The sequence below is a fragment of the Kocuria sp. HMSC066H03 genome, assembly GCF_001812045.1.
GTDB classification, from domain to species: domain Bacteria; phylum Actinomycetota; class Actinomycetes; order Actinomycetales; family Micrococcaceae; genus Kocuria; species Kocuria rhizophila.
The window spans coordinates 56,363-79,723 of record NZ_KV807509.1; the positions used below are offsets into that span (position 1 = coordinate 56,363).

At 72.2% G+C, this 23,361-nt stretch carries 20 protein-coding genes; 16 read left to right on the forward strand and 4 right to left on the reverse strand.

What is annotated here, in order from left to right; genetic code table 11:
* Positions 1 to 125: 125 nt before the first annotated feature.
* Entirely contained in the window at positions 126 to 1,442 is a 1,317-nt protein-coding gene (gene mshC, locus HMPREF2833_RS09155) for a cysteine--1-D-myo-inosityl 2-amino-2-deoxy-alpha-D-glucopyranoside ligase (RefSeq protein ID WP_070637702.1), read from the forward strand.
* A gap of 19 nt (positions 1,443 to 1,461) precedes the next feature.
* Here the strand turns inward: mshC and HMPREF2833_RS09160 are convergent, their stop codons facing one another.
* Positions 1,462 to 2,358 carry a PAC2 family protein gene (locus HMPREF2833_RS09160; protein ID WP_070637704.1) on the reverse strand — a complete coding sequence of 299 codons (897 nt, stop codon included), beginning with the start codon at positions 2,356 to 2,358 and terminating at the stop codon, positions 1,462 to 1,464.
* A gap of 86 nt (positions 2,359 to 2,444) precedes the next feature.
* On the opposite strand from HMPREF2833_RS09160, the gene HMPREF2833_RS09165 reads away from it, so the two are divergent.
* The 15 genes from HMPREF2833_RS09165 to HMPREF2833_RS09235 all read left to right on the forward strand — a co-directional run bounded on the left by HMPREF2833_RS09165 (position 2,445) and on the right by HMPREF2833_RS09235 (position 20,920).
* The gene (locus HMPREF2833_RS09165) at positions 2,445 to 3,635 is read left to right on the forward strand and encodes a site-2 protease family protein (RefSeq protein WP_070637706.1); all 1,191 of its coding nucleotides are present in this window, start codon (positions 2,445 to 2,447) and stop codon (positions 3,633 to 3,635) included.
* A 165-nt stretch (positions 3,636 to 3,800) separates the two neighbouring features.
* A complete protein-coding gene (locus tag HMPREF2833_RS09170; RefSeq protein ID WP_047978906.1) occupies positions 3,801 to 5,021 on the forward strand; it encodes a tRNA (adenine-N1)-methyltransferase in 1,221 nt (406 codons plus the stop codon).
* Positions 5,014 to 6,723, forward strand: a complete 1,710-nt coding sequence (gene arc, locus HMPREF2833_RS09175; RefSeq protein WP_059281700.1) for a proteasome ATPase — start codon at positions 5,014 to 5,016, stop codon at positions 6,721 to 6,723. Before HMPREF2833_RS09170 ends, arc begins: the two co-directional genes overlap by 8 nt.
* Positions 6,720 to 8,414 carry a depupylase/deamidase Dop gene (gene dop / locus HMPREF2833_RS09180; protein WP_070637708.1) on the forward strand — a complete coding sequence of 565 codons (1,695 nt, stop codon included), beginning with the start codon at positions 6,720 to 6,722 and terminating at the stop codon, positions 8,412 to 8,414. Before arc ends, dop begins: the two co-directional genes overlap by 4 nt.
* A 167-nt stretch (positions 8,415 to 8,581) precedes the next feature.
* Complete coding sequence (locus HMPREF2833_RS09185; RefSeq protein WP_029603423.1) at positions 8,582 to 8,788, forward strand: ubiquitin-like protein Pup; 207 nt, start codon at positions 8,582 to 8,584, stop codon at positions 8,786 to 8,788.
* A 4-nt stretch (positions 8,789 to 8,792) separates the two neighbouring features.
* Positions 8,793 to 10,202 (forward strand): Pup--protein ligase, encoded by a 1,410-nt coding sequence (pafA, locus tag HMPREF2833_RS09190; protein ID WP_059281686.1) that lies wholly within the window; start codon positions 8,793 to 8,795, stop codon positions 10,200 to 10,202.
* A 112-nt stretch (positions 10,203 to 10,314) separates the two neighbouring features.
* Positions 10,315 to 11,301: an FKBP-type peptidyl-prolyl cis-trans isomerase gene (locus HMPREF2833_RS09195; RefSeq protein ID WP_070637710.1), complete on the forward strand. Its 987-nt coding sequence runs from the start codon at positions 10,315 to 10,317 to the stop codon at positions 11,299 to 11,301.
* A 66-nt stretch (positions 11,302 to 11,367) separates the two neighbouring features.
* Positions 11,368 to 11,763 (forward strand): FKBP-type peptidyl-prolyl cis-trans isomerase, encoded by a 396-nt coding sequence (locus HMPREF2833_RS09200; RefSeq protein WP_059281684.1) that lies wholly within the window; start codon positions 11,368 to 11,370, stop codon positions 11,761 to 11,763.
* Positions 11,764 to 13,983, forward strand: a complete 2,220-nt coding sequence (locus HMPREF2833_RS09205) for a WYL domain-containing transcriptional regulator (RefSeq protein WP_059281683.1) — start codon at positions 11,764 to 11,766, stop codon at positions 13,981 to 13,983.
* Positions 13,984 to 14,008: 25 nt separating this feature from the next.
* Positions 14,009 to 14,392, forward strand: coding sequence for a hypothetical protein (locus tag HMPREF2833_RS09210; RefSeq protein ID WP_047978915.1), 384 nt, complete (start codon positions 14,009 to 14,011; stop codon positions 14,390 to 14,392).
* Positions 14,373 to 14,711, forward strand: a complete 339-nt coding sequence (gene tatA, locus HMPREF2833_RS09215) for a Sec-independent protein translocase subunit TatA (protein ID WP_070637712.1) — start codon at positions 14,373 to 14,375, stop codon at positions 14,709 to 14,711. The genes HMPREF2833_RS09210 and tatA overlap by 20 nt, the downstream gene beginning before the upstream one ends.
* A gap of 109 nt (positions 14,712 to 14,820) precedes the next feature.
* On the forward strand, positions 14,821 to 15,732 hold the full coding sequence (tatC, locus tag HMPREF2833_RS09220; RefSeq protein WP_083311001.1) for a twin-arginine translocase subunit TatC: 912 nt from the start codon (positions 14,821 to 14,823) through the stop codon (positions 15,730 to 15,732).
* A gap of 61 nt (positions 15,733 to 15,793) precedes the next feature.
* Positions 15,794 to 18,622 carry a DEAD/DEAH box helicase gene (locus tag HMPREF2833_RS09225; protein WP_070637715.1) on the forward strand — a complete coding sequence of 943 codons (2,829 nt, stop codon included), beginning with the start codon at positions 15,794 to 15,796 and terminating at the stop codon, positions 18,620 to 18,622.
* A gap of 49 nt (positions 18,623 to 18,671) precedes the next feature.
* Positions 18,672 to 19,991 (forward strand): amidohydrolase family protein, encoded by a 1,320-nt coding sequence (locus tag HMPREF2833_RS09230; protein ID WP_070637716.1) that lies wholly within the window; start codon positions 18,672 to 18,674, stop codon positions 19,989 to 19,991.
* Between the two features lie 188 nt (positions 19,992 to 20,179).
* Entirely contained in the window at positions 20,180 to 20,920 is a 741-nt protein-coding gene (locus HMPREF2833_RS09235) for a polyprenol monophosphomannose synthase (protein WP_029603418.1), read from the forward strand.
* Positions 20,921 to 21,145: 225 nt separating this feature from the next.
* On the opposite strand, the gene HMPREF2833_RS09240 is transcribed toward HMPREF2833_RS09235, so the two are convergent.
* The 3 genes from HMPREF2833_RS09240 to HMPREF2833_RS09250 form a co-directional block, all read right to left on the reverse strand.
* Positions 21,146 to 21,481: an RNA polymerase-binding protein RbpA gene (locus tag HMPREF2833_RS09240; protein ID WP_019310634.1), complete on the reverse strand. Its 336-nt coding sequence runs from the start codon at positions 21,479 to 21,481 to the stop codon at positions 21,146 to 21,148.
* Between the two features lie 111 nt (positions 21,482 to 21,592).
* Entirely contained in the window at positions 21,593 to 22,777 is a 1,185-nt protein-coding gene (locus HMPREF2833_RS09245; RefSeq protein WP_083311002.1) for an SPFH domain-containing protein, read from the reverse strand.
* Positions 22,778 to 22,862: 85 nt separating this feature from the next.
* Positions 22,863 to 23,357 carry an NfeD family protein gene (locus HMPREF2833_RS09250; RefSeq protein WP_083311003.1) on the reverse strand — a complete coding sequence of 165 codons (495 nt, stop codon included), beginning with the start codon at positions 23,355 to 23,357 and terminating at the stop codon, positions 22,863 to 22,865.
* Positions 23,358 to 23,361 lie beyond the last annotated feature (4 nt).

Genomic DNA, 23,361 nt, shown 5'->3' on the forward strand with positions numbered 1-23,361 from the left:
AGCGCCCCGCCCGTCTCCCACGCCGCCGAACCCGGAGCGGGGGAGCCGGAACCGGGGCGGAATAGCCGGCCCGCCACACCGGTTGCCGCACACGACAACACCCGCCCGTCGACACGAAGGTGACCATGAAGTCCTGGACCTCCCGCCCGGTGCCCACCCTGCCCGGCACATCCGGAACTCCCCGGGTGCACGACACGAGAACCGGCGCCCCGGAGCCCCTCGCGGCCCGTGACGGCCGGGCCAGTCTCTACGTGTGCGGGATCACCCCGTACGACGCGACCCACATGGGCCACGCCGCCACGTATGTGAACTTCGACCTGCTCCACCGCGTGTGGCGCGACGCCGGCCACGAGGTGGACTACGTCCAGAACGTCACGGACGTGGACGACCCCCTCCTGGAGCGTGCGAATGCCACCGGGGTGGACTGGCGAGAGCTGGCCGCGTCCCAGACCGAGCTCTTCCGTACGGACATGACGGCGCTCAACGTGCTTCCCCCTGACCACTACGTGGGTGCCACCGAGGCCGTCGACTGGATCGTCACGGCGGTCGAGGGCCTCGTCGAACGGGGTCTGGCCTACCGTGTCCCCGCCGGCACGGGACAGGACGGGGAACCGGCCCCCGCCGGGGACGTGTACTTCGACGTCGCCGCGGCTGATGCGCTGCGTGCCGAGGACCCTGACGCGTGGGTCGTGGGCAGCACGTGCCGACTGGAGGGCGACCGGGAGCACATGCTGCCCCTGTTCACCGGCCACGGGGGAGACCCGGACCGCACGGGCAAGCGCGACCCGCTGGATCCGCTGCTGTGGCGCGTGGAGCGCCCCGGCGAGCCGGCGTGGGACGGTGGTTCGCTGGGTGCGGGACGCCCCGGCTGGCACATCGAGTGCAGCGTGATCGCCCTGCGGCACCTGCCCCGCCCGTTCACGGTCCAGGGCGGCGGCTCGGACCTCGCGTTCCCGCACCACGACATGGGGGCGGGACACTCGTACGCCCTGTCCGGCGAGCCCATGGCGGAGCACTTCGTGCACACGGCCATGGTGGGTCTGGACGGCGAGAAGATGTCCAAGTCCAAGGGGAACCTGGTCCTCGTGTCCGCTCTGCGGGAGCAGGGGGTGGACCCCGCGGCCATCCGCGTGGCCATCCTCTCCCACCACTACCGCACGGACTGGTTCTGGACCGAGGACCTGCTGGAGCAGTCGCGGCGACGGCTCGCCACGTGGCGCGAGGCCGCGGCGAAGCCGGAAACGGCGGGTGCGGACGCCATGCTCGCGGCCGTGCGTGCGGCGCTGGGCGAAGACCTCAACGCGCCGGCCGCGCTGATCGCCGTGGATGCGTGGGCGGCCCGGAACCTGGGTGGAGCCGCGGCACGGGGCCGTGCGGCGTCGTCGGAGGACACGCGTCTGGCGCGGGACACCGTCGAGGCGCTGCTGGGGATCGTGCTCTGAGGCGCCCGGCGGGCTGGTCTCAGCCCCGGTCGTCGCGGCGGCGCAGGTAGCGCTCGAACTCCCGCGCGATGGCGTCCCCGGTGGCCTCCGGGAGGTCCACGGTGTCCTTGGCCTCCTCGAGCTGCTGCACGTAGTCCGCCACCTCGGGATCCTCGGACGCCAGCTCGTCAACGCCGCGCTCCCACGCCTCGGCGTCCTCGATCAGCGGATCGAGGGGCAGCGACAGACCGAGCAGGTCCTCGAGGCGGCGCAGCAGCGCCAGCTGGGCCTTGGGCGAGGGGGAGTGGGCCACGTAGTGGGGGACGGCCGCCCACATGCTGAGCGTGGGCAGGCCCGCGAGGGCGGCCATGTGGGAGAGCACCCCCACGATGCCCGTGGGGCCCTCGTACTGGGGTGCCTCCGCGTCCAGCTGCTCGCGCAGCTCCTCGGTGTCCGAGGTCAGGGTCACGGGGATGGGTCGGGTGTGCGGAACGTCCGCGAGCAGGGAGCCCAGCATGATCACGAAGTCCACGTCCAGGGCGGCGGCCTGCTCCAGCAGCTCCGCAGTAAACGTGCGCCAGCGGTAGGAGGGTTCCCAGCCGTGGAGCAGCACGAGGTCCAGGTTGGTGCCGGGAACCGAGGCCCGGGACAGCCGCGTGGAGGGCCAGTGCAGCTTCTGCTCCCCGGTCAGGGACCGGCGGACCACCGGGCGGGAGTACTGGTAGTCGTAGTAGTCGTCGGAGGCGACCTCGAAGACCTCGCGCGCATCCAGGTGCTCGCGGATGAGCTTGAGGGAGTCGGTGGCCGCGTCCCCGGCGTCGTTCCAGCCCTCGAACGCCGCGATCAGGACCGTGACGGTCTCCTCGTCCTGGCCGTCGCGCACCACGCCGAACGGGCCGGTGCCGGGTTGCTGCGAATTGCTGTCCAACGTGCTCACCCGTCTTACTGTACGGTGCCCGCCGCGGCGGGCTCCACGTGCCCGCGCCCAGCGCGCACCGGGGCTCGCGCCCTACCATGAGCACCATGTCCGCTTCCCCACGCCCCGAGCCCTCCGGCGGCCCCGCTCCCGTTCCCGGCGGCACCGCAGGCCCGCGCACCCGCGGGGTGTGGCTGGGCCGCGTCGCGGGGGTGGAGCTGGTCCTGGACCGCTCGTGGTTCGTGATCGCGGTGCTGACCGTGGCCATGTACGGGCCCGTGCTGTGGCGGCTCTACCCCGGGCTGGGGTGGCTGAACCTGGTGCTCGCCCTCGGGTTCGCGGTGGGGCTGGCGCTGAGCGTGCTCGTGCACGAGCTCGCCCACGCGGTGGCCGGCAGGACGGCGGGATGGCCCGTGTCCCGGATCGTGCTCACGCTCATGGGTGGGCACACGGCGTTCGGCACCGTGCACACCCGCGCTCTGCCCACGGCGCTCGTGTCCCTGGTGGGACCGCTCTCCAACGTGGCGGTGGCGCTGCTGGGGGAGGTCGCCATGACCTGCGCGCCGGCCACCGCTGCCGGCCCCGGGTGGGCGCTGCTGCAGCTGCTCGTGCTCGCCAACTGGGTGCTCGGACTGTTCAACCTGCTCCCCGGCCTGCCGCTGGACGGTGGGCGCGTGGTCGAGTCCCTCGTGTGGGCCGTCACGGGCTCGGAGACCCGGGGCACCGTGGTGGCCGCGTGGTGCGGACGCGTCATCGCCGTGCTCGTGGTGCTGTGGGCGCTGTGGACCGGGCAGTGGCGCGATCCCCTGGTGCTCGCGGTCATCCTGCTCGTGGCGGGGTTCATTGTCCTGGGGGCGGGACAGGCCCTCAAGCAGGCTCGTCTCCTGGGGGTTCTCGACGCCGTGCGGGCCGGTGGCATCGCCCGCCCCGCTCTCGAGTTCGCCCCCACCACGCCGCTCTCGCTCGTGGACGCCACGGTGCACGCGGCCACCACTGACGGCTACCGCGGCTGGACCCCGGACGTGGTGGTGCGCGACTCCGCCCGCCGGGCCGTCGGCCTGCTCAGCCCCGCCCGTTCGGCGCACGTGCAGGGCACGGACCGCACCCGAGTGGCCGTGGGGGACGTGGCCGACTGGTTCCCGGAGGCCGCGCGCGCCGCGCCGCACGAGGCCGGGGGACAGCTGGTGCGGGTCATGGAGTCCCGCCACTTCCCCTGGTTGGTGGTGCTGGACGGCGCGGGACACGTGACCGGGGTGGTCCACCACGAGGACATCGCGCGCTACGCCCTTCGCTCCTGAGACGACCCTGCGGCGGTGGTGCCCACCCGGAGGTGGGGCTGGGCCGTGGAGGTGGCGTGCGGCGTCGGGCTACGGTGGGAGAATGGCAGCAGAGGCGGCCCCCACGCGGGGGACCGCGCCACAGACCGGACAGCATCCCTGTCGACCCCGCGCGAAAGCGAGCAGATGACCGAGCAGCGACCCCACGAAACCGCCACCCCCTCCACCGCAGCGCCCGTGCGCGGCGCGGCCAACCGGCGCGGGCCGTTCCGCTCGGGGGAGCGCGTCCAGCTCACGGACGAGAGCGGGAAGATGACCACCATCACCCTGGTGGACGGCGGGGAGCACCACACGCACCGCGGGGTGCTCACGCACGACCAGCTGATCGGGCGGCCCGAGGGGACCGTGGTGAGCAACACCGCCGGCATCCAGTACCAGGCGCTGCGCCCCCTGCTCAAGGACTTCGTGCTCTCCATGCCCCGCGGCGCGGCGGTGATCTACCCCAAGGACTCGGGTCAGATCGTGACCATGGCGGACATCTTCCCGGGCGCCCGCGTGGTCGAGGCCGGGGTGGGTTCGGGTGCGCTGAGCATCTCCCTGCTGCGCGCCGTGGGGGACGAGGGCCGCGTGCACTCGTTCGAGCGCCGTGAGGAGTTCGCGGAGATCGCGCGCGGCAACATCGAGACCATGTTCGGCGGCCCGCACCCCGCGTGGGAGCTGAGCCTCGGTGACCTCGCGGAGGAGCTCGGCGCCACCGAGGAGCCCGGCTCCGTGGACCGCGTGATCCTGGACATGCTCGCCCCCTGGGAGTGCCTGGACGCCGTGGCCACGGCTCTCGCCCCGGGCGGTGTGGTGATCTGCTACGTGGCCACCGTGCCGCAGCTCTCCCGCGTGGCCGAGGCCATGCGGGCCGACGGCCGCTTCACCGAGCCGGAGGCGTCCGAGACCATGGTGCGGGGCTGGCACGTCGAGGGTCTCGCGGTGCGCCCCGACCACCGCATGGTGGCCCACACGGGCTTCCTCATCCAGTCCCGCCGCCTCGCGGACGGCTCGCCCCGCCTGGCCCCCAAGCGCCGCGCGTCCAAGAGCGAGTACACGGAGGAGGACCTGCAGGCCTGGACCCCGGTGGCACTGGGTGAGCGGATCGTCTCGGACCGCAAGCTGCGCCGCGCGGGCCGGGACGCGGCGTCGTTGGCGCAGCACGCCGCCCGCGCGCACCAGCAGATCGACGCCGCGGACGACGACGCCCGGACCGCCCCGAGCGCCGCACCCACCGTGGACCGCGGGGAGCCTGCCGTCACCCCGGCCGAGGGGACGCACGACGTCGAGCACGATCGTGGCGCGCAGGGCGCGCACGATCGGACGGACGGACGGGAGTCCGACGGCGAACGGGGCCGTGATGACTGAGCCCAGCCACGAGAGCGGTTCCGCCGCCCCGCGGCCACCCGCCACCGACCCCGTGCAGCGCCAGGTCAACCTGCTGCGGGACCAGAAGCGGAACCTGGACAGGCAGGCCGCCGAGCTGAGCACGCAGAACCAGAAGCTCGTTCGGCTGCTCAACGCCTCCCGGCAGGAGATCGTCAGCCTCAAGAAGACCCTGGCCGCAGAGGCCGAGCCGCCCGCCACGTACGCCGTGGTCCTGCAGGTCAACCACGGCCGCCGGCCCGTGGGAGAGGCCACCGGGGACGGACCCGTGGTCACGGGCCCCACGGTGGACGTGCTGGCCGCCGGGCGCCGGATGCGCGTGGCCGTGAGCCCGCTCGTCTCGTTCGGCGCGTGCGAGCCCGGTCTCGGGGTGCTGCTCAACGAGAACTACGTGGTGGTGGCACTGCTCGACTACGAGCGCACCGGCGAGGTGGCCACCGTCAAAGAGGTCGTGGACCACGACCGCGTGCTGACCGTGGGCCGCTCGGACGAGGAGCGCGTGCTGCTGCTGTCCGGCCGGCTGCGGCGCGAGCGCCCGAAGCCCGGGGACGCCGTGACCGTGGACCACCGCACCGGATTCGCCCTGGAACCCGTGGCCCGCACGGATGTCGAGCAGCTCGTCCTCGAGGAGGTTCCTGAGGTCCGCTACACGGACATTGGAGGTCTCGGTCCCCAGATCGAGGCGATCCGCGATGCCGTGGAGCTGCCCTACGTGCACCCCGAGATCTTCCGTGAGCACGGCCTGCGCCCACCCAAGGGCATCCTGCTCTACGGCCCCCCGGGCAACGGCAAGACCCTGATCGCCAAGGCCGTCGCCCGCTCCCTTGCGGAGCGCTCCGCAGCGAAGGCCGGGCGCTCGCGGGCCGAGGGGTACTTCCTCAACATCAAGGGCCCCGAGCTGCTGGACAAGTACGTGGGGGAGACCGAGCGCCAGATCCGCTCGATCTTCGCCAACGCCCGTGAACAGGCGGCCCGCGGTGTGCCCGTGGTGGTGTTCTTCGACGAGATGGACTCGCTGTTCCGCGTGCGCGGCTCGGGGCTGTCCTCGGACGTGGAGACCACGATCGTGCCGCAGCTGCTCACCGAGATCGACGGCGTGGAGCAGCTGGACAACGTCATGGTGGTGGGTGCCACCAACCGCGAGGACATGATCGACCCCGCCGTGCTGCGCCCCGGCCGCCTGGACGTGAAGATCCGCATCGACCGCCCCGACCGTGAGGGTGCGCGCGAGATCTTCTCCCTCTACCTCACCGAGGACCTGCCGCTGCGGGACGAGGACGTGGCCCGGGCCGGTTCGCGCGCCCGGGCGGCCCAGGAGCTGGTGAGTGCCGCGGTGGAGCGGATGTACGCGCGGGAGCCGGGCACCGAGTTCCTGAGCATCGCCTACCGGGACGGCACCCACGAGACCCTCTACTTCGCCGACTACGCCTCCGGAGCGGTGATCCGCAATGTGGTGGACCGCGCCAAGAAGCAGGCCGTCAAGACGCTGCTGACCACCGGTCGGCGGGGGATCACCGCACAGCACCTGGTGGCGGCCGTGGACGAGGAGTTCCACGAGCAGCAGGATCTGCCCAACACCGAGGACCCCGAGGACCGGGCCCGGCTCACCGGGCGCCGCGCGGACTCGATCGAGAGCGTGCGGATGGTCACCCACCGTGCGGACGCGACGGGGGAGCAGGCATGACGGTCCGGCGGATCATGGGCAGCGAGACCGAGTTCGGGGTGCTCGCGCAGGGCCAGCCGGACGCGAACGCCACGGTGCTCTCCACGCGCGTGGTCACCGGCTACGCCTCGTGGGTCGCACGACGCCGCTCGGAGACAGCGCGCGCCGGTGCGGCAACGCACGGGGCCGGGCCGGGCGGCGTCGTGAGAACGGGGTGGGACTACGGCTCCGAGACCCCGCTCGCGGACGCCCGGGGCTTCACGGTGGCCCGCGAGGACGCCCACCCCTCGCAGCTCACGGACGAGGCACCCGAGCTGACCGCGGAGCAGATCGCGGCGGAGGCCATCAGCGAGTCCGCGCTCTACACCGAGGACATGGACTGGCGCCGGGTGGTCATGAACACCGTGATCCCCAACGGCGCGCGGGTCTACGTGGACCACTCCCACCCCGAGTACTCGTCTCCGGAGGTCACCAGCCCGCTGGACGCGCTCACGTGGGACGCCGCTGGGGACGTGGTGGCGCACCGCGCCGTGCAGGCGCTCGCGGAGCAGGCTGCGGGCTCGGGGTCAGCGCCCGTGAACCTCTACAAGAACAACACCGACAACAAGTCCGTGTCCTACGGCGCGCACGAGAACTACACGGTGGACCGCGCCGTGCCCTTCGAGCGCATCACGGCGGCGCTGCTGCCGTTCTTCGCGTCCCGCCAGGTGGTCTGCGGCGCCGGGTGCGTGGGCCTCGGCGTGGACGGCTCCCGCCCGGGCTTCCAGCTGAGCCAGCGCGCGGACTTCTTCGAGCGCACGGTGGGCCTGGAGACCACGATCCACCGCCCCATGGTCAACACCCGGGACGAGCCCCACGCGGACGACTCCCGCTACCGCCGGCTGCACGTGATCGTCGGGGACGCCAACCTCTCCCACACGGCCACGCTGCTGAAGTTCGGGACCACGTCCCTGGTGCTGAACCTGGTGGAGCACGACCGCGTCCCGGACCTCGAGCTCGTGGACCCCGTGGCCGCGCTGCAGGCCATCAGCCACGACCCCACCCTGGGCGCCACCGTGGCCCTGCGGGACGGCCGTCAGCTCACGGGGGTGGCGCTGCAGCGCGCGTACCTGGACGCCTGCGCGGAGCTGGAGCGCGAGCTCGCCCCCGAGGGTCTGGACGAGGACACCGCGCAGGTGCTCGCCCTGTGGGACGAGGTGCTCACCGACCTTGCCGCGGACCCGGCCCGCCTGGCCGACCGGCTGGACTGGGCCGCCAAGTACGCCCTGCTCAACGCGTACCGCACGCGGGACGGGCTGGCGTGGGACGATCCGCGCCTCGTGGCCATCGACCTCCAGTACGCGGACGTGCGCCCGGACAAGGGGCTCCACCACCGGCTGGTGGCCTCCGGGAGGATGCGCACCCTCGTGTCCGCCGAGCGGATCGAAGCGGCTGCGGACACCCCACCCGCGGACACCCGCGCGTACTTCCGCGGCACCGCGGTGGAGCGCTACCCGGAGGCCGTGGCGGGCGTGGGCTGGGACACCGTCAACGTCACCTTCCCCGGCATCCGGCGCGGTGCGCGGATCGCGATGCCCGAACCCCGGGACCTCACCCGTGACGTGAGCGCGCCGTGGTTCGACGCTCCAGACGCCGAGCAGTGGGTGCGCACGGTGGCACGCCACCGGCCCGCGCTCGTCACGGGCAGCGATATCGGCCCGCCCGGCGGGTAGCCTGCGGGCCGCCCGTCACACGGCAGGCCCGCCGCACCGGGGGACGCCACGCGGCAGGAACCGCGGCTCCCCGCGGGGCGCGGCGGCACGGAGCTCGGGAACCCCGGGCCCGGGACGGCCGCACGAACCCCGCCCCACCCACGACCACCAGCAACCCAGGAGGACACATGGCACAGGAACGCATCTTCGGCACCGGCTCGCGCCGCGAGGAGGAGCCCGAGACCCCGGGTCCGGTGGACCCGCCCGTCTCCGGCGCCGCGCAGGCGCAGCGGGACACCCAGGGCACGGACGACCTGCTCGCCGAGATCGACGGTGTGCTGGAGACCAACGCGGAGGCCTTCGTCAAGGGCTTCGTGCAGAAGGGCGGTCAGTGACGCCGTGGACCGCAGGATCTACGGCATCGAGACCGAGTTCGGCCTGACCCACAGCGCCCCCGAGGGCCCAGCACTGAGCGCCGACGACGCCGCCCGGCGCCTGTTCGCGCCCGTACTCGCGTGGGGGAGGGCCTCCAACGTGTTCCTGCCCAACGGCGGGCGGCTCTACCTGGACGTGGGCTCCCACCCCGAGTACGCGACCGCCGAGGCCGCCACGCTGCACGACGTCGTGGCCCAGGACGCCGCGGGGGAGCGCATCGTGGACGAGCTGCGCGCCCAGCTTCAGGAGTCGCTCGACGCCGAGGGCGTGGCCGGTACCGTGCACCTGTTCAAGAACAACGTGGACTCCGCGGGCAACGCCTTCGGCTCCCACGAGAACTACATGATCGGGCGCAGCACCGAGTTCTCCCGGCTGGTGCAGCACCTGCTGCCGTTCCTGGTGACCCGCCAGATCCTGGTGGGCGCCGGGAAGGTGCACCCGTCCGGCCCGCCGGCCTTCGGTGCCTTCGCTCCGGGGGACGGTTCCGCGAGCTACTCGTTCTCACAGCGCGCGGACCACATCTGGGAGGGGTCGTCCTCCGCCACCACGCGCTCGCGGCCCATGATCAACACCCGGGACGAGCCCCATGCGGACGCCCAGCACTACCGCCGGCTGCACGTGATCACGGGCGACTCGAACATGTCCCAGACCACCACGGCGCTGAAGATCGGGGCCACGGACGCGTTGCTGCGCATGATCGAGGCGGGGCAGATCCTCCCGGACCGCACGCTCGCGGATCCGGCATCGGCGCTGCGCCAGGTCTCGCACGACCTCACGGGCACCGCCCGGCTGGAGCTCGCGGACGGCTCGACCCGTTCGGCACTCGAGCTGCAGCACGAGTACCTGGAGGCCGTCTCCCGCTTCACGGAGCGGCACGGGGCGCACCACGACCGTCTGGGCTGGGTGCTGGAGCTCTGGGAGCGCGGGCTGCGAGCCGTGTCCGAGCAGAACCCCGGCCTCGTGGACCGGGAGCTGGACTGGGCCGTGAAGAAGAAGCTGCTGGACTCCTACGCGGCTTCCCACGGCATGGACCTGTCCCACCCGCGCATCGCGCAGCTGGACCTGGCCTACCACGACACCTCCGCCACGCACGGGCTGTTCCACATGCTCGAGCGCCGGGGTGCGGTGGAGTCCTTCGTGACCCCCCAGGACGTTTCGCGCGCCGTGGAACAGGCACCGGAGACCCGGGCCCGGCTCCGTGGGCGCTTCGTGGCCGCGGCCCACGCCGCCGACGTGAACCACACGGTGGACTGGGTGCACCTCAAGCTCAACGGCCCGAACTCGCAGCGCACCAGCACGTGCAAGGACCCGTTCGCCACCACGCAGCCGGACGTCGAGGAGATGATCCGGGACCTCGGGACCGGGGCCGTCTGAGCACCCCGCGCCACGCGCGCGGCCTGGTTCCGTGCGCGTTCCCAGCCACGCACCACACGAGTCCTCTACATTGGACCGCAGCCACACCCCGTTGACGAAAGGTCACCCCGTCTTGCGAAAGATCATCCCCGCCGGCGCCACCGCCGTCGCCATGTCACTGCTGCTCACCGGTTGCGGCTCCTCCGGCTGGGACTCCGTGGAGATGACCGAGGACCCCGCTCCGGGCAAGGCCCCCGCCGTGACCTTCGAGACCCCCATCAAGGTCGAGGAGACGCAGACCAAGGTCCTCAAGGAGGGCGGCGGGTCCGAGATCGACGCCGGGGACAACATCATGCTCCAGGCCGCGCTCTACAAGGGCTCGGACGGCTCCTCCCTGGGGGACACCTACAGCAAGGGCGCCGGTCAGGTGCTCACGGTCAACGACCAGCTCAAGGAGTCCCTGCCGCAGATGTACGACGCGCTGTCCAACGCGCAGGAGGGCGAGGTCATCGCCTACAGCTCACCGGACACGAGCGGCAAGGCGGAGGACGGCGACGACTCCACCTCGGTCGAGGTGTACGAGGTGACCAAGAAGCTGCTGCCGCCCCTCAACGAGGAGATGAAGACTCCGGCCAAGGGCATGCCCAAGGTCACGCAGGACGACAAGGGCACCCCCACCATCCAGAAGCCCTCCGGCCCCGAGCCCACGAAGCTCGCCACGGACGTGCTGATCGAGGGCGACGGCGAGACCGTCTCCGCCTCCGACACCGTGGTGGCCAACTACGTGGGGGTGCGCTGGGAGGACGGCAAGCCCTTCGACTCCTCCTACGAGAAGGGCACCCCCGTGTCCTTCCCCCTGGACAACGTGATCGTGGGCTGGAAGGAGGGTCTCGCCGGCCAGAAGGTGGGCTCCCGCGTGGAGATCGTGATCCCCACGTCCAAGGCCTACGGCACGGAGAAGGAGCTCGGGAAGGACGCGCAGTACCCCGCCGGCTCCCTCGTGTTCGTGGTGGACATCCTCGGACGCACGGACACCCCGGATCCCGCGAAGCAGTCGCCGAGCGCGGCCCCGTCCGCGAGCTCGGAACCCAGCGCGGGGGCGTCCTCCTCCGGCAGGTGAGGGCCGCTACACTAGGCCCTCGGCAACGCCCCGCACCGCCGGGGTCCTCGACGAAAGGTAGAGCCCGTGTCATTCGGACAGCGCAAGCTTGATCGTTCCAAGCCCGAGGTCGACTTCCCCCAGGACCCCGTGCCCACCGAGCTGCGGATCGTGGACGAGATCCAGGGCGCGGGCAAGGAGGCCACCCCCGGCGTCACCGTGTCCTGCCACTACGTGGGTGTCACCTACTCGGGCGGCGAGGAGTTCGACGCCTCCTGGAACCGCGGCGAGCCCCTGGACTTCACGGTGGGCATCGGCCAGGTCATCCAGGGCTGGGACCAGGGTCTGCTGGGCATGAAGGTGGGCGGGCGGCGTCGTCTGGAGATCCCCTCCGAGATGGCGTACGGCAAGCGCGGCGCGGGGGCGCAGATCGGCCCCGACGAGGCCCTGATCTTCGTGGTGGACCTGCTCGACGTCCGCTGAATGCCGCGCCACACCGGCGAGGCGGCACGCCGTTCGACCACGGCGTCCGCCGAGCGTCTGCTGAACCTGCTGATCGCGCTGCTGGACCGTGAGTCCGGCTACACGCGCGAGCAGCTGCGCGCCATCGTGCCCGGCTACGACCGTGCGGGCAACCAGGACGCGTTCGAGCGCATGTTCGAGCGCGACAAGGCCCACCTGCGGTCCCTGGGGTACCCGGTCGAGGAGATCCCCGACGACGACCCCTGGGCCTCCGACGCCCAGCTGACCCCGCGCTACCGCGTGCCCCGCGGCTCCTACAACCTCCCCGAGGTGCGCTTCAGCGCGGAGGAGTCGGCGGTGCTCGCCGTCGCCGCGGACGCCTGGAACGACGCCGCCCAGGACCGGCTCGCGCGGCGTGCCCTGGACAAGCTCGAACCCGCGCTCAGTGCGGAGGTCACGCCCGGGCGGGACGTCCAGCCCACCGTGGCGGTCGCGGACCCCGCGTTCGAGCCACTGCTCTCGGCAGTGCTCGCGCACCGGACCGTGCGCTTCGACTACGTGGACCGCACGGGGGCCTACTCGCGGCGCACCGTGCAGCCGTGGGGCGTGGGCTCGCGCTACGGCGCGTGGTACCTCGCGGGCTGGGACACGGACCGGGGTGCCCAGCGCACGTTCCGTCTCTCACGGATCATCTCCGAGGTCGCGGTGACCCGCGAGGGGTTCGAGCCGCCCCGCGACTTCTCGATGGGTGGGCAGCTGGCCCGGATGGTCAGCCAGCCGCCGCAGCTGCGCGTGGTCGTGTTCGTGAGGCAGGGCGCGGGGCAGCTGCTGCGCCGGATCGCGACGCCCGCGGCGGCGTCGTGCTGGCGCGCACCCGAGGGCTTCGACGCCGTGGAGCTGGCCGTCCACGACACCGAGTCCGCCGCCGAGCACGTGTGCGCCGCCGGCCCGGACGCGTGGGTCCCGCGCACTTCCTCCGCGCCCGAGGACGCCGCGTGCACCGTGGACGAGGAGACCCAGGCCGTGGTGGCAGAGGCCGTGGCCCGCAGGCTCGAGGACGCCCGCGCGTTCCAGGCCCGCATGGGCGGCGTGTCCGTGCACTGGGGCAAGCAGCGCCGCCAGGGCGCGGCCAAGGCCAGCACCGAGCACCACCTCGCGCGGCTGCTGCACATCGTGCGCCACGTCTACGCCCACCAGGGCGCCGAGCTCGAGGAGACGGCCCGGCACTTCGGCATCACGGACGCCGAGCTGGTCAACGACCTGCAGACCCTGTTCGTGTGCGGGCGCCCCGGGCACCTCCCGGACCAGCTCATCGACGCCTCGTGGGACGACGGCCACATCTACCTGGGCAACGCACAGGAGCTCTCCGAGCCGGTGCGGCTCACGGTCCCCGAGGCGAGCGCCCTGCTCATGGGCCTGCAGACCCTGCAGGCGGTGCCCGGCGGCGACAGCCGCGTGGTCCGCTCCGCCATGCAGAAGGTCGCCACGGCCGCGGACGCCCTCCCGCTCGCGGACGCGCTCGCGGCACCGGAGGGCGACGCCGCCGCGGAGCCGCGGGACAGCGCGCTCGTCGCCGAGCTGCGCCGTGCGATCGCCGAGGGCCGCCGGGTGCGGCTGCGCTACCTCGTGGCCTCGCGCGACGAGGTCACGGAGCGGCTCGTGGACCCGGTGCGGATGATCTTCTCGGACGGTCACCAGTACCTGCGCGGGTGGTGCCTGCAGGCCAACGGGCCGCGCACCTTCCGGGCGGACCGGATCGTGGGCTGCGAGGACGCGGGGGAGGCCGAGGCCCACCCCCGCATGGAGTCCGAGGTGCGCTCGAGCATCCAGCCCGCCAAGCGCCGCCCGGTGCAAGCCGTGGTGGTCACCGACCGCCGGGGCCGGTGGATCGTGGAGCACTACCACGCCAAGCGCTACGTGGAGGTCTCCGTGCCGGAGCTCGCCCCGACCCACGGGCCCGCGGCCGCCGGAGCATCCGGGGAGGCGGCCGCACGTGCCGCCACGGCATCCACGGCGAGTTCCCAGGCGGGGGGCGCGGCACGGCCGAGGGCACCCCGGGGACCGCGTCCGCTGCCGGAGTATGTGGCGGCTGAGGTGGACTTCCCCACGTTCGATGCCCTGTCGTCGCTGGTCACCCGCCACGCCGGACACGTGGGCGTGGTGTCCCCGCCCGAGGCCGTGGCCGCTGTTGAACAGTGGCTGAACAGCAGTGGTCCGGGCGGCACCACGCAGCCGAGCTGACGCCCTGGTGCCTATACTGATGAGCATGCTCTGGTGGATGTGGATCGTGCTGTGGACCGTGGTGGTCCTGGCCAGCGCCGCATTCGTCGCAGGACTGCTCTACCGGCTGCTCACGCGGCACGTGGTGCCCGCCCTGGACGAGCTCGAGCGCAGCGCCACCGAGTTCTCGGAGCGCTGGAACTCCGCCTCCCAGGGGCAGCCCGCGCCGTTGCGCGCACCCGCACCACCCGCCATGTTCACCCCGGTGAACGACACCCGCGCCGCGTACCGCAGCGGCCGGGACCAACGACAGACGGCTCGCCTCATCCGCCGGATGCAGCGCAAGGACGCCCAGGGACTGCCACAGCGCTACCGGGACGTCCTGCGAGCCGAACAGAAAGGACTCCGCCATGTTCGGTCGTCTGGCTGACAGCCCCATCACCATCATCCTGATCCTCGTGGTCGTCCTGCTCCTCTTCGGTGCGCCCAAGCTCCCCGGGATGGCCCGCAGCCTGGGCCAGTCCATGCGCATCTTCAAGTCCGAGGTCAAGGAGATGAAGAAGGACGACGACCCGAACGTGACCGTCAACGGCCAGCCCGCCGCGGACGGCCAGCCCGTGGCTGGCGCCCCGGCCCAGCAGGCGGCGCCCGCGCAGCCGCAGGCTCCCGCCCAGCCGGCCGCACCGGTCCAGCCTCAGGCCACCCAGCAGGCACCCGTGGTGGACCAGAACCAGCGGCCCACCGCCTGAGGCGCAGCCTCGCAGGTCACGGGGCCGAGCCGCACGGCTCGGCCCCGTGTGCATGACCAGAACGCTCCGGCAGCCCGGGTGGACGGCCCGGCAGAGAAGGCAGGGACCCATGTCCAGCACGGACTCCGAGACCCCGGCACGGGCCGCGCGTCCATCACGCCGTGACCGCCGCAAGGTCACGTCCCGGCGGCACAACCCCCAGGCCCAGATGGCCCTCAAGGAGCACCTGAGGGAGTTCCGCAACCGGCTGTTCAAGTCCGCGGCGGCCACCGTGGTGGGGGCCGTGCTCGGATTCATGGTGTACGAGCCGTTCATGCGGTACATCACGGAACCGCTGCAGCGCCTCGCCGAGTCCGGACGCACCGCCACCATCAACTACTCCTCGGTGGGCGGCTCCTTCAACACCATGGTCGAGGTCTCCATCGTGCTGGGGCTCATCATCGCCTCACCCGTGTGGCTCTACCAGCTGTGGGCGTTCATCACCCCGGCGCTGCACAAGAAGGAGCGCCGCTACGCCCTGGGTTTCCTGGCCGCGGCCATCCCCCTGTTTCTGGGTGGCTGCGCGATCGCCATCATCACCCTGCCCACCGCGGTCTACGCCCTCACGGCGTTCACCCCCGAGGGCGGCGCCAACTTCGTGGAGGCCGGAACCTACCTGCGGTTCTTCCTCCAGCTCATCCTCACGTTCGGCATCTCGTGCGTGATCCCGGTCCTGCTGGTGGGGCTCAACATGATGGGCCTGCTCTCCGGGCGCTCCGTGATCAGGTCCTGGCGGATCGTGGTGGTGATCGTGCTCGTGATCGCGGCCATGGCGGCACCGGGTCCGGACCCCATCACCATGGTGTACCTGGCCGTGCCGCTGCTCGCGCTGTTCTTCGTGGCCGCCGGGCTGTGCCTCTACCTGGACCGGCGCAAGGCCAGGCGCCAGGCGCGGCAGGCCGAGGCCACGGGGGCGAGTGCCGACCGCGGAACCTCGGCGGAGGAGCTGCGCTCCCTGGGCAGCACCGCCGTGGAGGGCTGAGCGCTCCCACGGGACCCGTCGCGGCGTCGAGGGTGTCTGGTCCACCGCGTAGGCTGGGGCCATGTCTTCCCCCGCCGACCGGTACACGGCCGCCAAGGCTCGCGCGGCCCACGCCAGCACCGAACTCTCGGCCTTCGAGCACACCCTGGACTTCGAGCTGGACCCGTTCCAGCTCCAGGGGTGCAGGGCCCTCGAAGAGGGGCGGGGCGTGCTCGTGGCCGCGCCCACGGGTGCGGGCAAGACCGTGGTGGGGGAGTTCGCCATCCACCTGGCCCTGCAGCAGGGGAAGAAGGCGTTCTACACCACGCCCATCAAGGCGCTGAGCAACCAGAAGTTCCACGAGTTCTCCCGCCGCTGGGGCTCCGCGCGCGTGGGCCTGCTCACGGGGGACACGTCCGTGAACTCCGAGGCGGACGTGGTGGTCATGACCACCGAGGTGCTGCGCAACATGCTCTACGGCGGCTCGGCCACGCTCAGCAACCTGGGCTTCGTGGTCATGGACGAGGTCCACTACCTCGCGGACCGCTTCCGCGGCGCCGTGTGGGAAGAGGTCATCATCCACCTCCCGGAGCACGTGCAGCTGGTGTCGCTGTCCGCCACCGTCTCCAACGCGGAAGAGTTCGGCGCGTGGCTGGACGACGTCCGCGGCAGCACGGACGTGGTGGTCTCCGAGCACCGTCCGGTGCCGCTGTGGCAGCACGTGCAGGTGGGCCCGCAGCTGATGGACCTGTTCGTCGACGACACCACAGTGGAGGAGGCAGCCCAGCGCCACTCGGACAAGCACCGGGACGAGCCCGCGGTGAACCCCGAGCTGCTGCGGCTCTTCCGCACCCAGCATCCCCGTGGCGGGCGTTCCGGCGGCCGGGGCCCGGGCCACCGCAACCGCCGCCGCGGCGGCGGGCACCGGCAGGAGCCGCGCACCGGCCGTCAGGACCGGATCTCGCGCCCGCACCTGCTGCGCAGACTGGACGCGGAAGCGCTGCTGCCCGCCATCACCTTCATCTTCTCCCGTGCCGGGTGCGACGCCGCCGTGGGCCAGTGCGTGGCCGCGGACCTGTGGCTCACCACGCCCCAGGAGCAGCGCACCATCAAGGCCTACGCGGCGGAGGCCACCGCGCACATGTCCACCGCGGACCTCGCGGCGCTGAACTACGAGGACTGGTACCACGGGCTGATCCGCGGTGTCTCCGCCCACCACGCCGGCATGCTGCCGGTGTTCAAGGAAGTGGTGGAGCAGCTGTTCTCGGAGGGGCTGATCAAGGCCGTCTTCGCCACCGAGACCCTGGCGCTGGGGATCAACATGCCCGCCCGCTCCGTGGTGCTCGAGCGGCTGGACAAGTTCAACGGCGAGGCCCGTGTGGACATCACCCCGGGGGAGTACACCCAGCTCACGGGTCGCGCCGGCCGGCGGGGCATCGACGTCGAGGGCCACGCCGTGGTGCTGTGGCGCGACGGCATGAACCCCCAGTCCGTCGCGGGGCTCGCCTCCACCCGGACCTACCCCCTGAACTCGAGCTTCCGTCCCACGTACAACATGTCCACCAACCTGATCGCGCGCTACGGCGCCAAGCGCTCGCGCTCGATCCTGGAGACCTCGTTCGCCCAGTTCCAGGCCGACCGCTCCGTGGTGGGCATTGCCAGACGCGTGCGCTCCCAGGAGAAGACCCTGACGGCCTACCGCGAGGCCATGGACTGCCACCTGGGGGACTTCGGGAAGTACGCCGCGCTGCGCCGCGAGCTCGCCGCCGAGGAGAAGTCCGCGAGCAGGTCCCGCACCGCACGGGAGCGAAACGACGCCGCCGTGGCCCTGCAGGACCTGCTGCCGGGTGACGTGATCGACATCCCCCAGGGCCGCAACGCGGGCTGGGCCGTGGTGCTGCGGGCGGACGCCCACCCGTTCGACCCCCGGCCGCACATCCTCACGGTGGACGGCAAGCTGCGTCGCGTGGGCGTCAACGACCTCGACGGCTCCCTGCAGCCGGAGTCCCGGATCCGGATCCCCAAGAACTTCTCGGGCAAGTCGCCCCAGGAGCGCAAGGACCTGGCCTCCACGGTGCGGGCCGCGCTGCGGGAGCACCGCCCCGCCCGGGCCGGGTCCGGGGGCCACTCCATCCGCTTCGACCGCGGCACCTCCGCACGGGACCACCGCATCGAGGACCTGCGGCGCCGGCTGCGGGCGCACCCGTGCCACGGCTGCTCGGACCGGGAGAACCACGCCCGCTGGGCCGAGCGCGCATGGAAGTTGGAGAAGGAGACCGAGGGCCTGCGCCGGCAGATCGCCGGGCGCACGGGCAGCATCGCGGCGACGTTCGACCGCGTGTGCGCGGTGCTCTCGCACTTCGCCTACCTCCGGGAGGACGAGTCCGGGCAGCTGCAGCCCACCGCCGCGGGAGAGCAGCTGCGGCGCCTGTACGGCGAGCGTGACCTGCTGCTCGCGCTCTCCCTGCGGGACGGCTTCCTGGACGGGCTGGACGCCCCCGGACTCGCCGGGGTCATGACGGCCCTGGTGTACCAGCCCCGGCGGGAGGACCAGGGGGCGCGCCCCCAGCTGCCCACCGCCCACATGGACGCCGCCGTCCAGACCCTGCTGCACAACTGGTCCGTGCTCTGCGCCCAGGAGGCCGAGCACCGGCTGCCCGTCACCGCGGCCCCCGAGCTGGGACTCGCGGAGGCCATGCACCGCTGGGCGCGCGGGGCGACCCTCACGCGGACCCTCACGGGCACGGACCTCGCGGCCGGCGACTTCGTCCGCTGGGCCAAGCAGACCATCGACGTCCTGGACCAGCTGCGCGGCGTGCACGGGCTGGACCCCGCGCTGCGGGACACAGCCCACGAGGCCATCGAGTCCGTGCGCCGCGGCGTGGTCGAGTACAGCGTCTTTGAACAGTAACCAGCAACCGGCGCCGGGTCACCCTCCGCGCCGGACCGAAGGGAATCACGTGACCGCACCCCCATCCCGCACCCGTGTCTGGACCAACGGCTCGGTGTACTCGCCGGCGGACCCGTTCGCCACGGCCATCCTCATCTCCGGTCCCACCGTGGCGTGGGTCGGTTCCGACGACGCCGCCCGGGCCATGGCGGGCCCGGACGTGACCCCGGGGGACCTGCGGGCGGCCGTGGTCACCCCGGCGTTCGTGGGGCACCACCGCGTCCCGCCGATGGAGCGCGCCACGTCCGGCGTGGACGACCGGAGCGCGGAGACCGGAGGTGCTGCCGCGCAGGGCACCGCCGGTCGGGACGGAGCCGATGGTGCTCCCGGCGCGGGCGAACCGGCCCACCCTGCTTCCGAGGGGGGCCCGGCCTGTCCAGCTGCCGAGGGCATCCTGGACCCGCACGCGCTGCCCCGGGCCTGCCAGGGCTACGGAGCCGTGGAGCTCGTGAGCTGCGATCACCGCGCACTGGACCAGGCGTCGGCACGCGTCGCGGCCGACGGGGTCCGGCCCCTGCCCATCCTCATCAGGACCGCCTCGTCCCAGGAAGCCCTCGATCCCTCCACGCTGCCCTCGGCCTCGCTCGGCTTCGACGCCGCGGCCTTCGACGACACGGACTCGCTGCGCACGGCAGCTCGCGAACACCTCCTGGCCTGCACGTGTGCCGGGCTGCAGGCGGTCCTCCTCCTCCCGCACGCCTCCGAGCCGGTGGAGTTCCCCGCGCAGACGGCGGCGGGCGGGGCGGCGTCGTCGGCCGGGGCACGCGTGGACGCGCTGCTGGACGCGGCCGCCGAGGCGCAGGACAGCACGGGACAGCGGGCCTTCCGGGCACGCGGGCACCGCCTCGTGGGGGTGGGAGCCCTTGACGACGCCCAGTGCGAACGGCTCGCGACCCTTGGCCTCGCGGCGTCCTGCCACGCCGGGGTCGCGCCTCTGCGCGAACTTTCTCGAGCGGGGGTGCCCGTGACGCTGATGACGGACGCGGCGAACCCCTGGTCCGCCGTGAAGTCCGCCCTGGAGGCACCTCACGAGCGGCTGCGGACCTCGGCGCGGGCCGCCTTCCTGGCCTTGACACGTGGCGCGTGGCGCGTCCAGCCCGGGGCGGTCCCGCTGGCGGGGCAGCTCGCGCCGGGATCCGAGGCGACCCTTGCGGTCTGGGACGCGGAGTCCGTGATGGTGCAGCAGGCCGAGGGGACGGGATCCTCGTGGAGCACGGACCCGCGCGCACGGACGCCCGTGCTTCCCGCGCTCGACGATGCCCGGCTGCCCCGCTGCGAGGCCACGGTGGTCGCCGGGACCCTGGTGAGCGGGGACGAGCCGCGCCCCTGAGCACGGGGGCGCCGTGTTGGCCCTGACCTCCCCTGAGGTTAGACTGAGTTCTTACTGCCGGGTGGGTCCATCCGTCCTTAGAAAACAGAGATCGACCTCGTGTCCTCTCTGGTCCGAAGGCGGATGGGCCTGCCCAGTGGTCTGTCCGGGCCCGGTGCCCGGCTACCTGCGGCATGAAAGGACGCCCGGTGCGAGTTCTCACCATCATTCCCACGTACAACGAACGTGAGTCGTTGCCCACGGTCATCACGCGGCTGCGAGCGGCGGTGCCGGACGCCCACGTCCTGATCGCGGACGACAACAGCCCCGACGGCACCGGGGACCTCGCAGACTCCCTCGCAGCACGGGATGCGAACATCCACGTGCTGCACCGTGCCCGCAAGGAGGGCCTGGGCCCGGCGTACCTCGCCGGCTTCGCCTGGGGACTGGAGCACGGCTACGACGTCCTCGTGGAGATGGACGCGGACTGCTCGCACCAGCCCGAGCAGCTCCCGCTGCTGCTGGACGCGGTCGAGCGTGGCGCGGACATGGCCATCGGCTCCCGCTACGTCCCCGGAGGACGCACCGAGAACTGGCCGCTGCAGCGCCAGCTGATCTCCCGCGGCGGAAACCTGTACTCGCGGATCCTGCTGGGAACCGGCATCCACGACATCACGGGAGGCTTCCGCGCCTACCGGGACACCACCCTGCGCGCGCTGGACCTGGACTCCGTGCGCTCGCGCGGCTACTGCTTCCAGATCGACCTCGGCTGGCGTGCCGAGCGCCTGGGCTTCAGGATCGTGGAGGTCCCCATCACGTTCGTGGAGCGTGAGGAGGGCGTGTCCAAGATGAGCAACGACGTCACCATCGAGGCGGCCACGAGCGTGGCCAAGTGGGGGCTCACCGCCCGCGCGCAGACGCTCGCCCGCAAGCTCGGCCGCCGCGGCTGACGGCTCCCGGTCCGCGCGCCGGTCCCCTGACCGGAGCACGGACCTCGTCCCTGCCCGGCCTCTCGGCGTCCCGGAACGGGCGTGGGCGCGGCCGTGCGGGTCTGCCCCGCGCTCCGGCTCCCGTGCCGAGCCGGTCTGCTGCCAATCCGGTCTGCACGGAGGGGCGGCGCGGATGACTGTGGCCCCCGTCGGAGGACGGGGGCCACAGTCGTGCACGGGGTCGGATCAGAGCGCGTGCTGCTCCTTGTAGAACTCCAGGCGCTGCTGGAGCGTCTCCTCCAGCTCCTCCACGCTGCGGCGCTCGAGCAGCATGTCCCAGTGCGAGCGCTGGTGCTTCTCATTGGGGTTCTCCGGCTTCTCACCGTTGACCAGGATGGCCTCCTGGCCGGTCTTGGTGGTCCACACCGGCGGGATCTCGGCCTCCGCGGCGAACATCACGGAGACGGACTCGCCGTCCGCCGTGCGGTACTCCACGCGCTGGCGCGGGGCGGGCTCCACACCGGCTTCGGTCTCCATGGACTGGGAACCCAGGCGCATGCCTCGTAGGCTGCGATCACTCACGCAACGATCCTTCCTGACGAACGGACACTCGACCGGCTGAGACCTCCGCGAGCACGGAGTTCCGGGGCCGGACCGACTTCTTCACGAGCCACAACCGCTCGAACCCGCGATTCATTCCCCGGTGCGCGGACCCTCGGGGGATTCGGGCTGCGGGTGGCGGGCCGTGGAACCCGGCTGCTGGTTCGACGGGGAGTTGGAGGCCGGGGTCTCACCCACGTGCGGGTCCCGTGCCTGCTCGGCAATGGGGGAGGAGTAGCGGGAGTCGGGCATCTCGAACTCACTGGGGTCGGTGAGGGTGAGATCGGGCTCGAGGTCCTCCTCCGTCACCTTCACCGTCTCGTGCGCGACGATCGGCTCGTCCTGCTGCAAGCGGCGGGCGGCCGCGTCCTCTTCCTCCCACGCGTCGTCCTCGGGGGAGTCCGAGGCGCCCGGGTTGAGGTAGGAGCCCACGCCCCGCAGTGCGGTGCTGAGCTCGGCGGGGATCATCCAGACCTTGTTGGCCGTGCCCTCCGCCACCTTGGGCAGCGTCTGGATGTACTGGTAGGCCAGAAGCTTCTGCGTGGGCTTGGCGCGGTGGATCGAGTCGAACACCTTGGCGATGGCCTGGGCCTCGCCGTCCGCGCGCAGGATGGCGGCCTTCGCGTCACCCTCGGCGGAGAGGACGGCGGCCTGGCGCTCACCCTCGGCGGTGAGGATCTGGGACTGCTTCTCGCCCTCGGCCGTGAGGATCGCGGCGCGGCGGTCGCGCTCGGCGCGCATCTGCTTCTCCATGGAGTCCTGGATGGACGGTGGGGGAGTGATCTCCTTGATGTCCACGCGGGAGATCCTGATGCCCCAGCGCCCCGTGGTGGAGTCCAGGACCCCGCGCAGCTCGGCGTTGATCTTGTCGCGGGAGGTCAGGGTCTCCTCGAGGTTCAGCCCGCCCACCACGTTGCGCAGGGTGGCGCTGGTGAGCTCGTCCACGGCCTGGATGTAGTTGGTGATCTCGTAGGTGGCGGCCCGCGGATCGGTGACCTGGAAGTACACGACCGTGTCGATCCCCACCACCAGGTTGTCCTCGGTGATCACGGACTGCGCCGGGAACGGCACCACCTGCTCGCGCAGGTCGATCAGGGGCAGAAGCCGGTCGATGAACGGGATCAGGAAGTGCAGTCCCGGGTTGAGGGTGGACTGGTACTTGCCCAGCCGCTCCACGATGCCGGCGCGGGACTGCGGAACGATCCGCACCGCCTTGATGAGGGCGATGACCGCGGCGAGCACCACCACGATCAGCAGGATGAGGATGACGATTGACATGACGTCCTTTCGGTGGGGGCTCGAGTGTCTCGGCGGGGGGCGCGTCCGCGAGTGCTGCGCGCTTACGGTCTGCCGTGGTGGGGGCCTAGCGGTGGGTGCCGCGCCCGCCGTCGGTGCCCGGTGCGTGGGCCGGGGCTACGTCGGAGACCACGGCGGTGGCGCCGTCGATGCGGTGGACGAACACCTCGCGGCCCTCCGGCAGGGCCGCTCCCACGGACGATCGGGCCGTCCAGACGTCCCCCTCCAGCCGGACCAGCCCGCTGTGCTGGGTCACGGGCTCGAGCACGGTGGCCGGCAGCCCGATGAGCCGGTCCGTGTTGGAGCGCGTGGTGGGCGTGGACCGGTTGAGGCGGCGCAGGGCGATCGGGCGGATGACGAAGATGAGCAGCACCGAGACGACCGCGAAGAGCACCACCTGCACGGTGAAGCTGTCCACCACGAGACTCACGCCGGCGGCGACGAGCGCCGCGAGGGACATCATGAGGAACAGGAAGTCCAGGGTGAGCATCTCGATGGCCGCCAGGGCCAGCATGATGATCAACCAGAAGATCCATGGATTGGTGACCAGTGCATCCCACACGTCG

Excerpts from the sequence above, each read along its gene's own strand:
- HMPREF2833_RS09165 (WP_070637706.1), top strand. The coding sequence starts at position 2,445 with ATGTCCGCTTCCCCACGCCCCGAGCCCTCCGGCGGCCCCGCTCCCGTT.
- tatA (WP_070637712.1), top strand. The coding sequence starts at position 14,373 with ATGTTCGGTCGTCTGGCTGACAGCCCCATCACCATCATCCTGATCCTC.
- mshC (WP_070637702.1), top strand. The coding sequence starts at position 126 with ATGAAGTCCTGGACCTCCCGCCCGGTGCCCACCCTGCCCGGCACATCC.
- HMPREF2833_RS09205 (WP_059281683.1), top strand. The coding sequence starts at position 11,764 with ATGCCGCGCCACACCGGCGAGGCGGCACGCCGTTCGACCACGGCGTCC.
- tatC (WP_083311001.1), top strand. The coding sequence starts at position 14,821 with ATGTCCAGCACGGACTCCGAGACCCCGGCACGGGCCGCGCGTCCATCA.
- HMPREF2833_RS09225 (WP_070637715.1), top strand. The coding sequence starts at position 15,794 with ATGTCTTCCCCCGCCGACCGGTACACGGCCGCCAAGGCTCGCGCGGCC.
- dop (WP_070637708.1), top strand. The coding sequence starts at position 6,720 with ATGACGGTCCGGCGGATCATGGGCAGCGAGACCGAGTTCGGGGTGCTC.
- HMPREF2833_RS09170 (WP_047978906.1), top strand. The coding sequence starts at position 3,801 with ATGACCGAGCAGCGACCCCACGAAACCGCCACCCCCTCCACCGCAGCG.
- HMPREF2833_RS09245 (WP_083311002.1), bottom strand. The coding sequence starts at position 22,777 with ATGTCAATCGTCATCCTCATCCTGCTGATCGTGGTGGTGCTCGCCGCG.
- arc (WP_059281700.1), top strand. The coding sequence starts at position 5,014 with ATGACTGAGCCCAGCCACGAGAGCGGTTCCGCCGCCCCGCGGCCACCC.
- HMPREF2833_RS09185 (WP_029603423.1), top strand. The coding sequence starts at position 8,582 with ATGGCACAGGAACGCATCTTCGGCACCGGCTCGCGCCGCGAGGAGGAG.
- HMPREF2833_RS09210 (WP_047978915.1), top strand. The coding sequence starts at position 14,009 with ATGCTCTGGTGGATGTGGATCGTGCTGTGGACCGTGGTGGTCCTGGCC.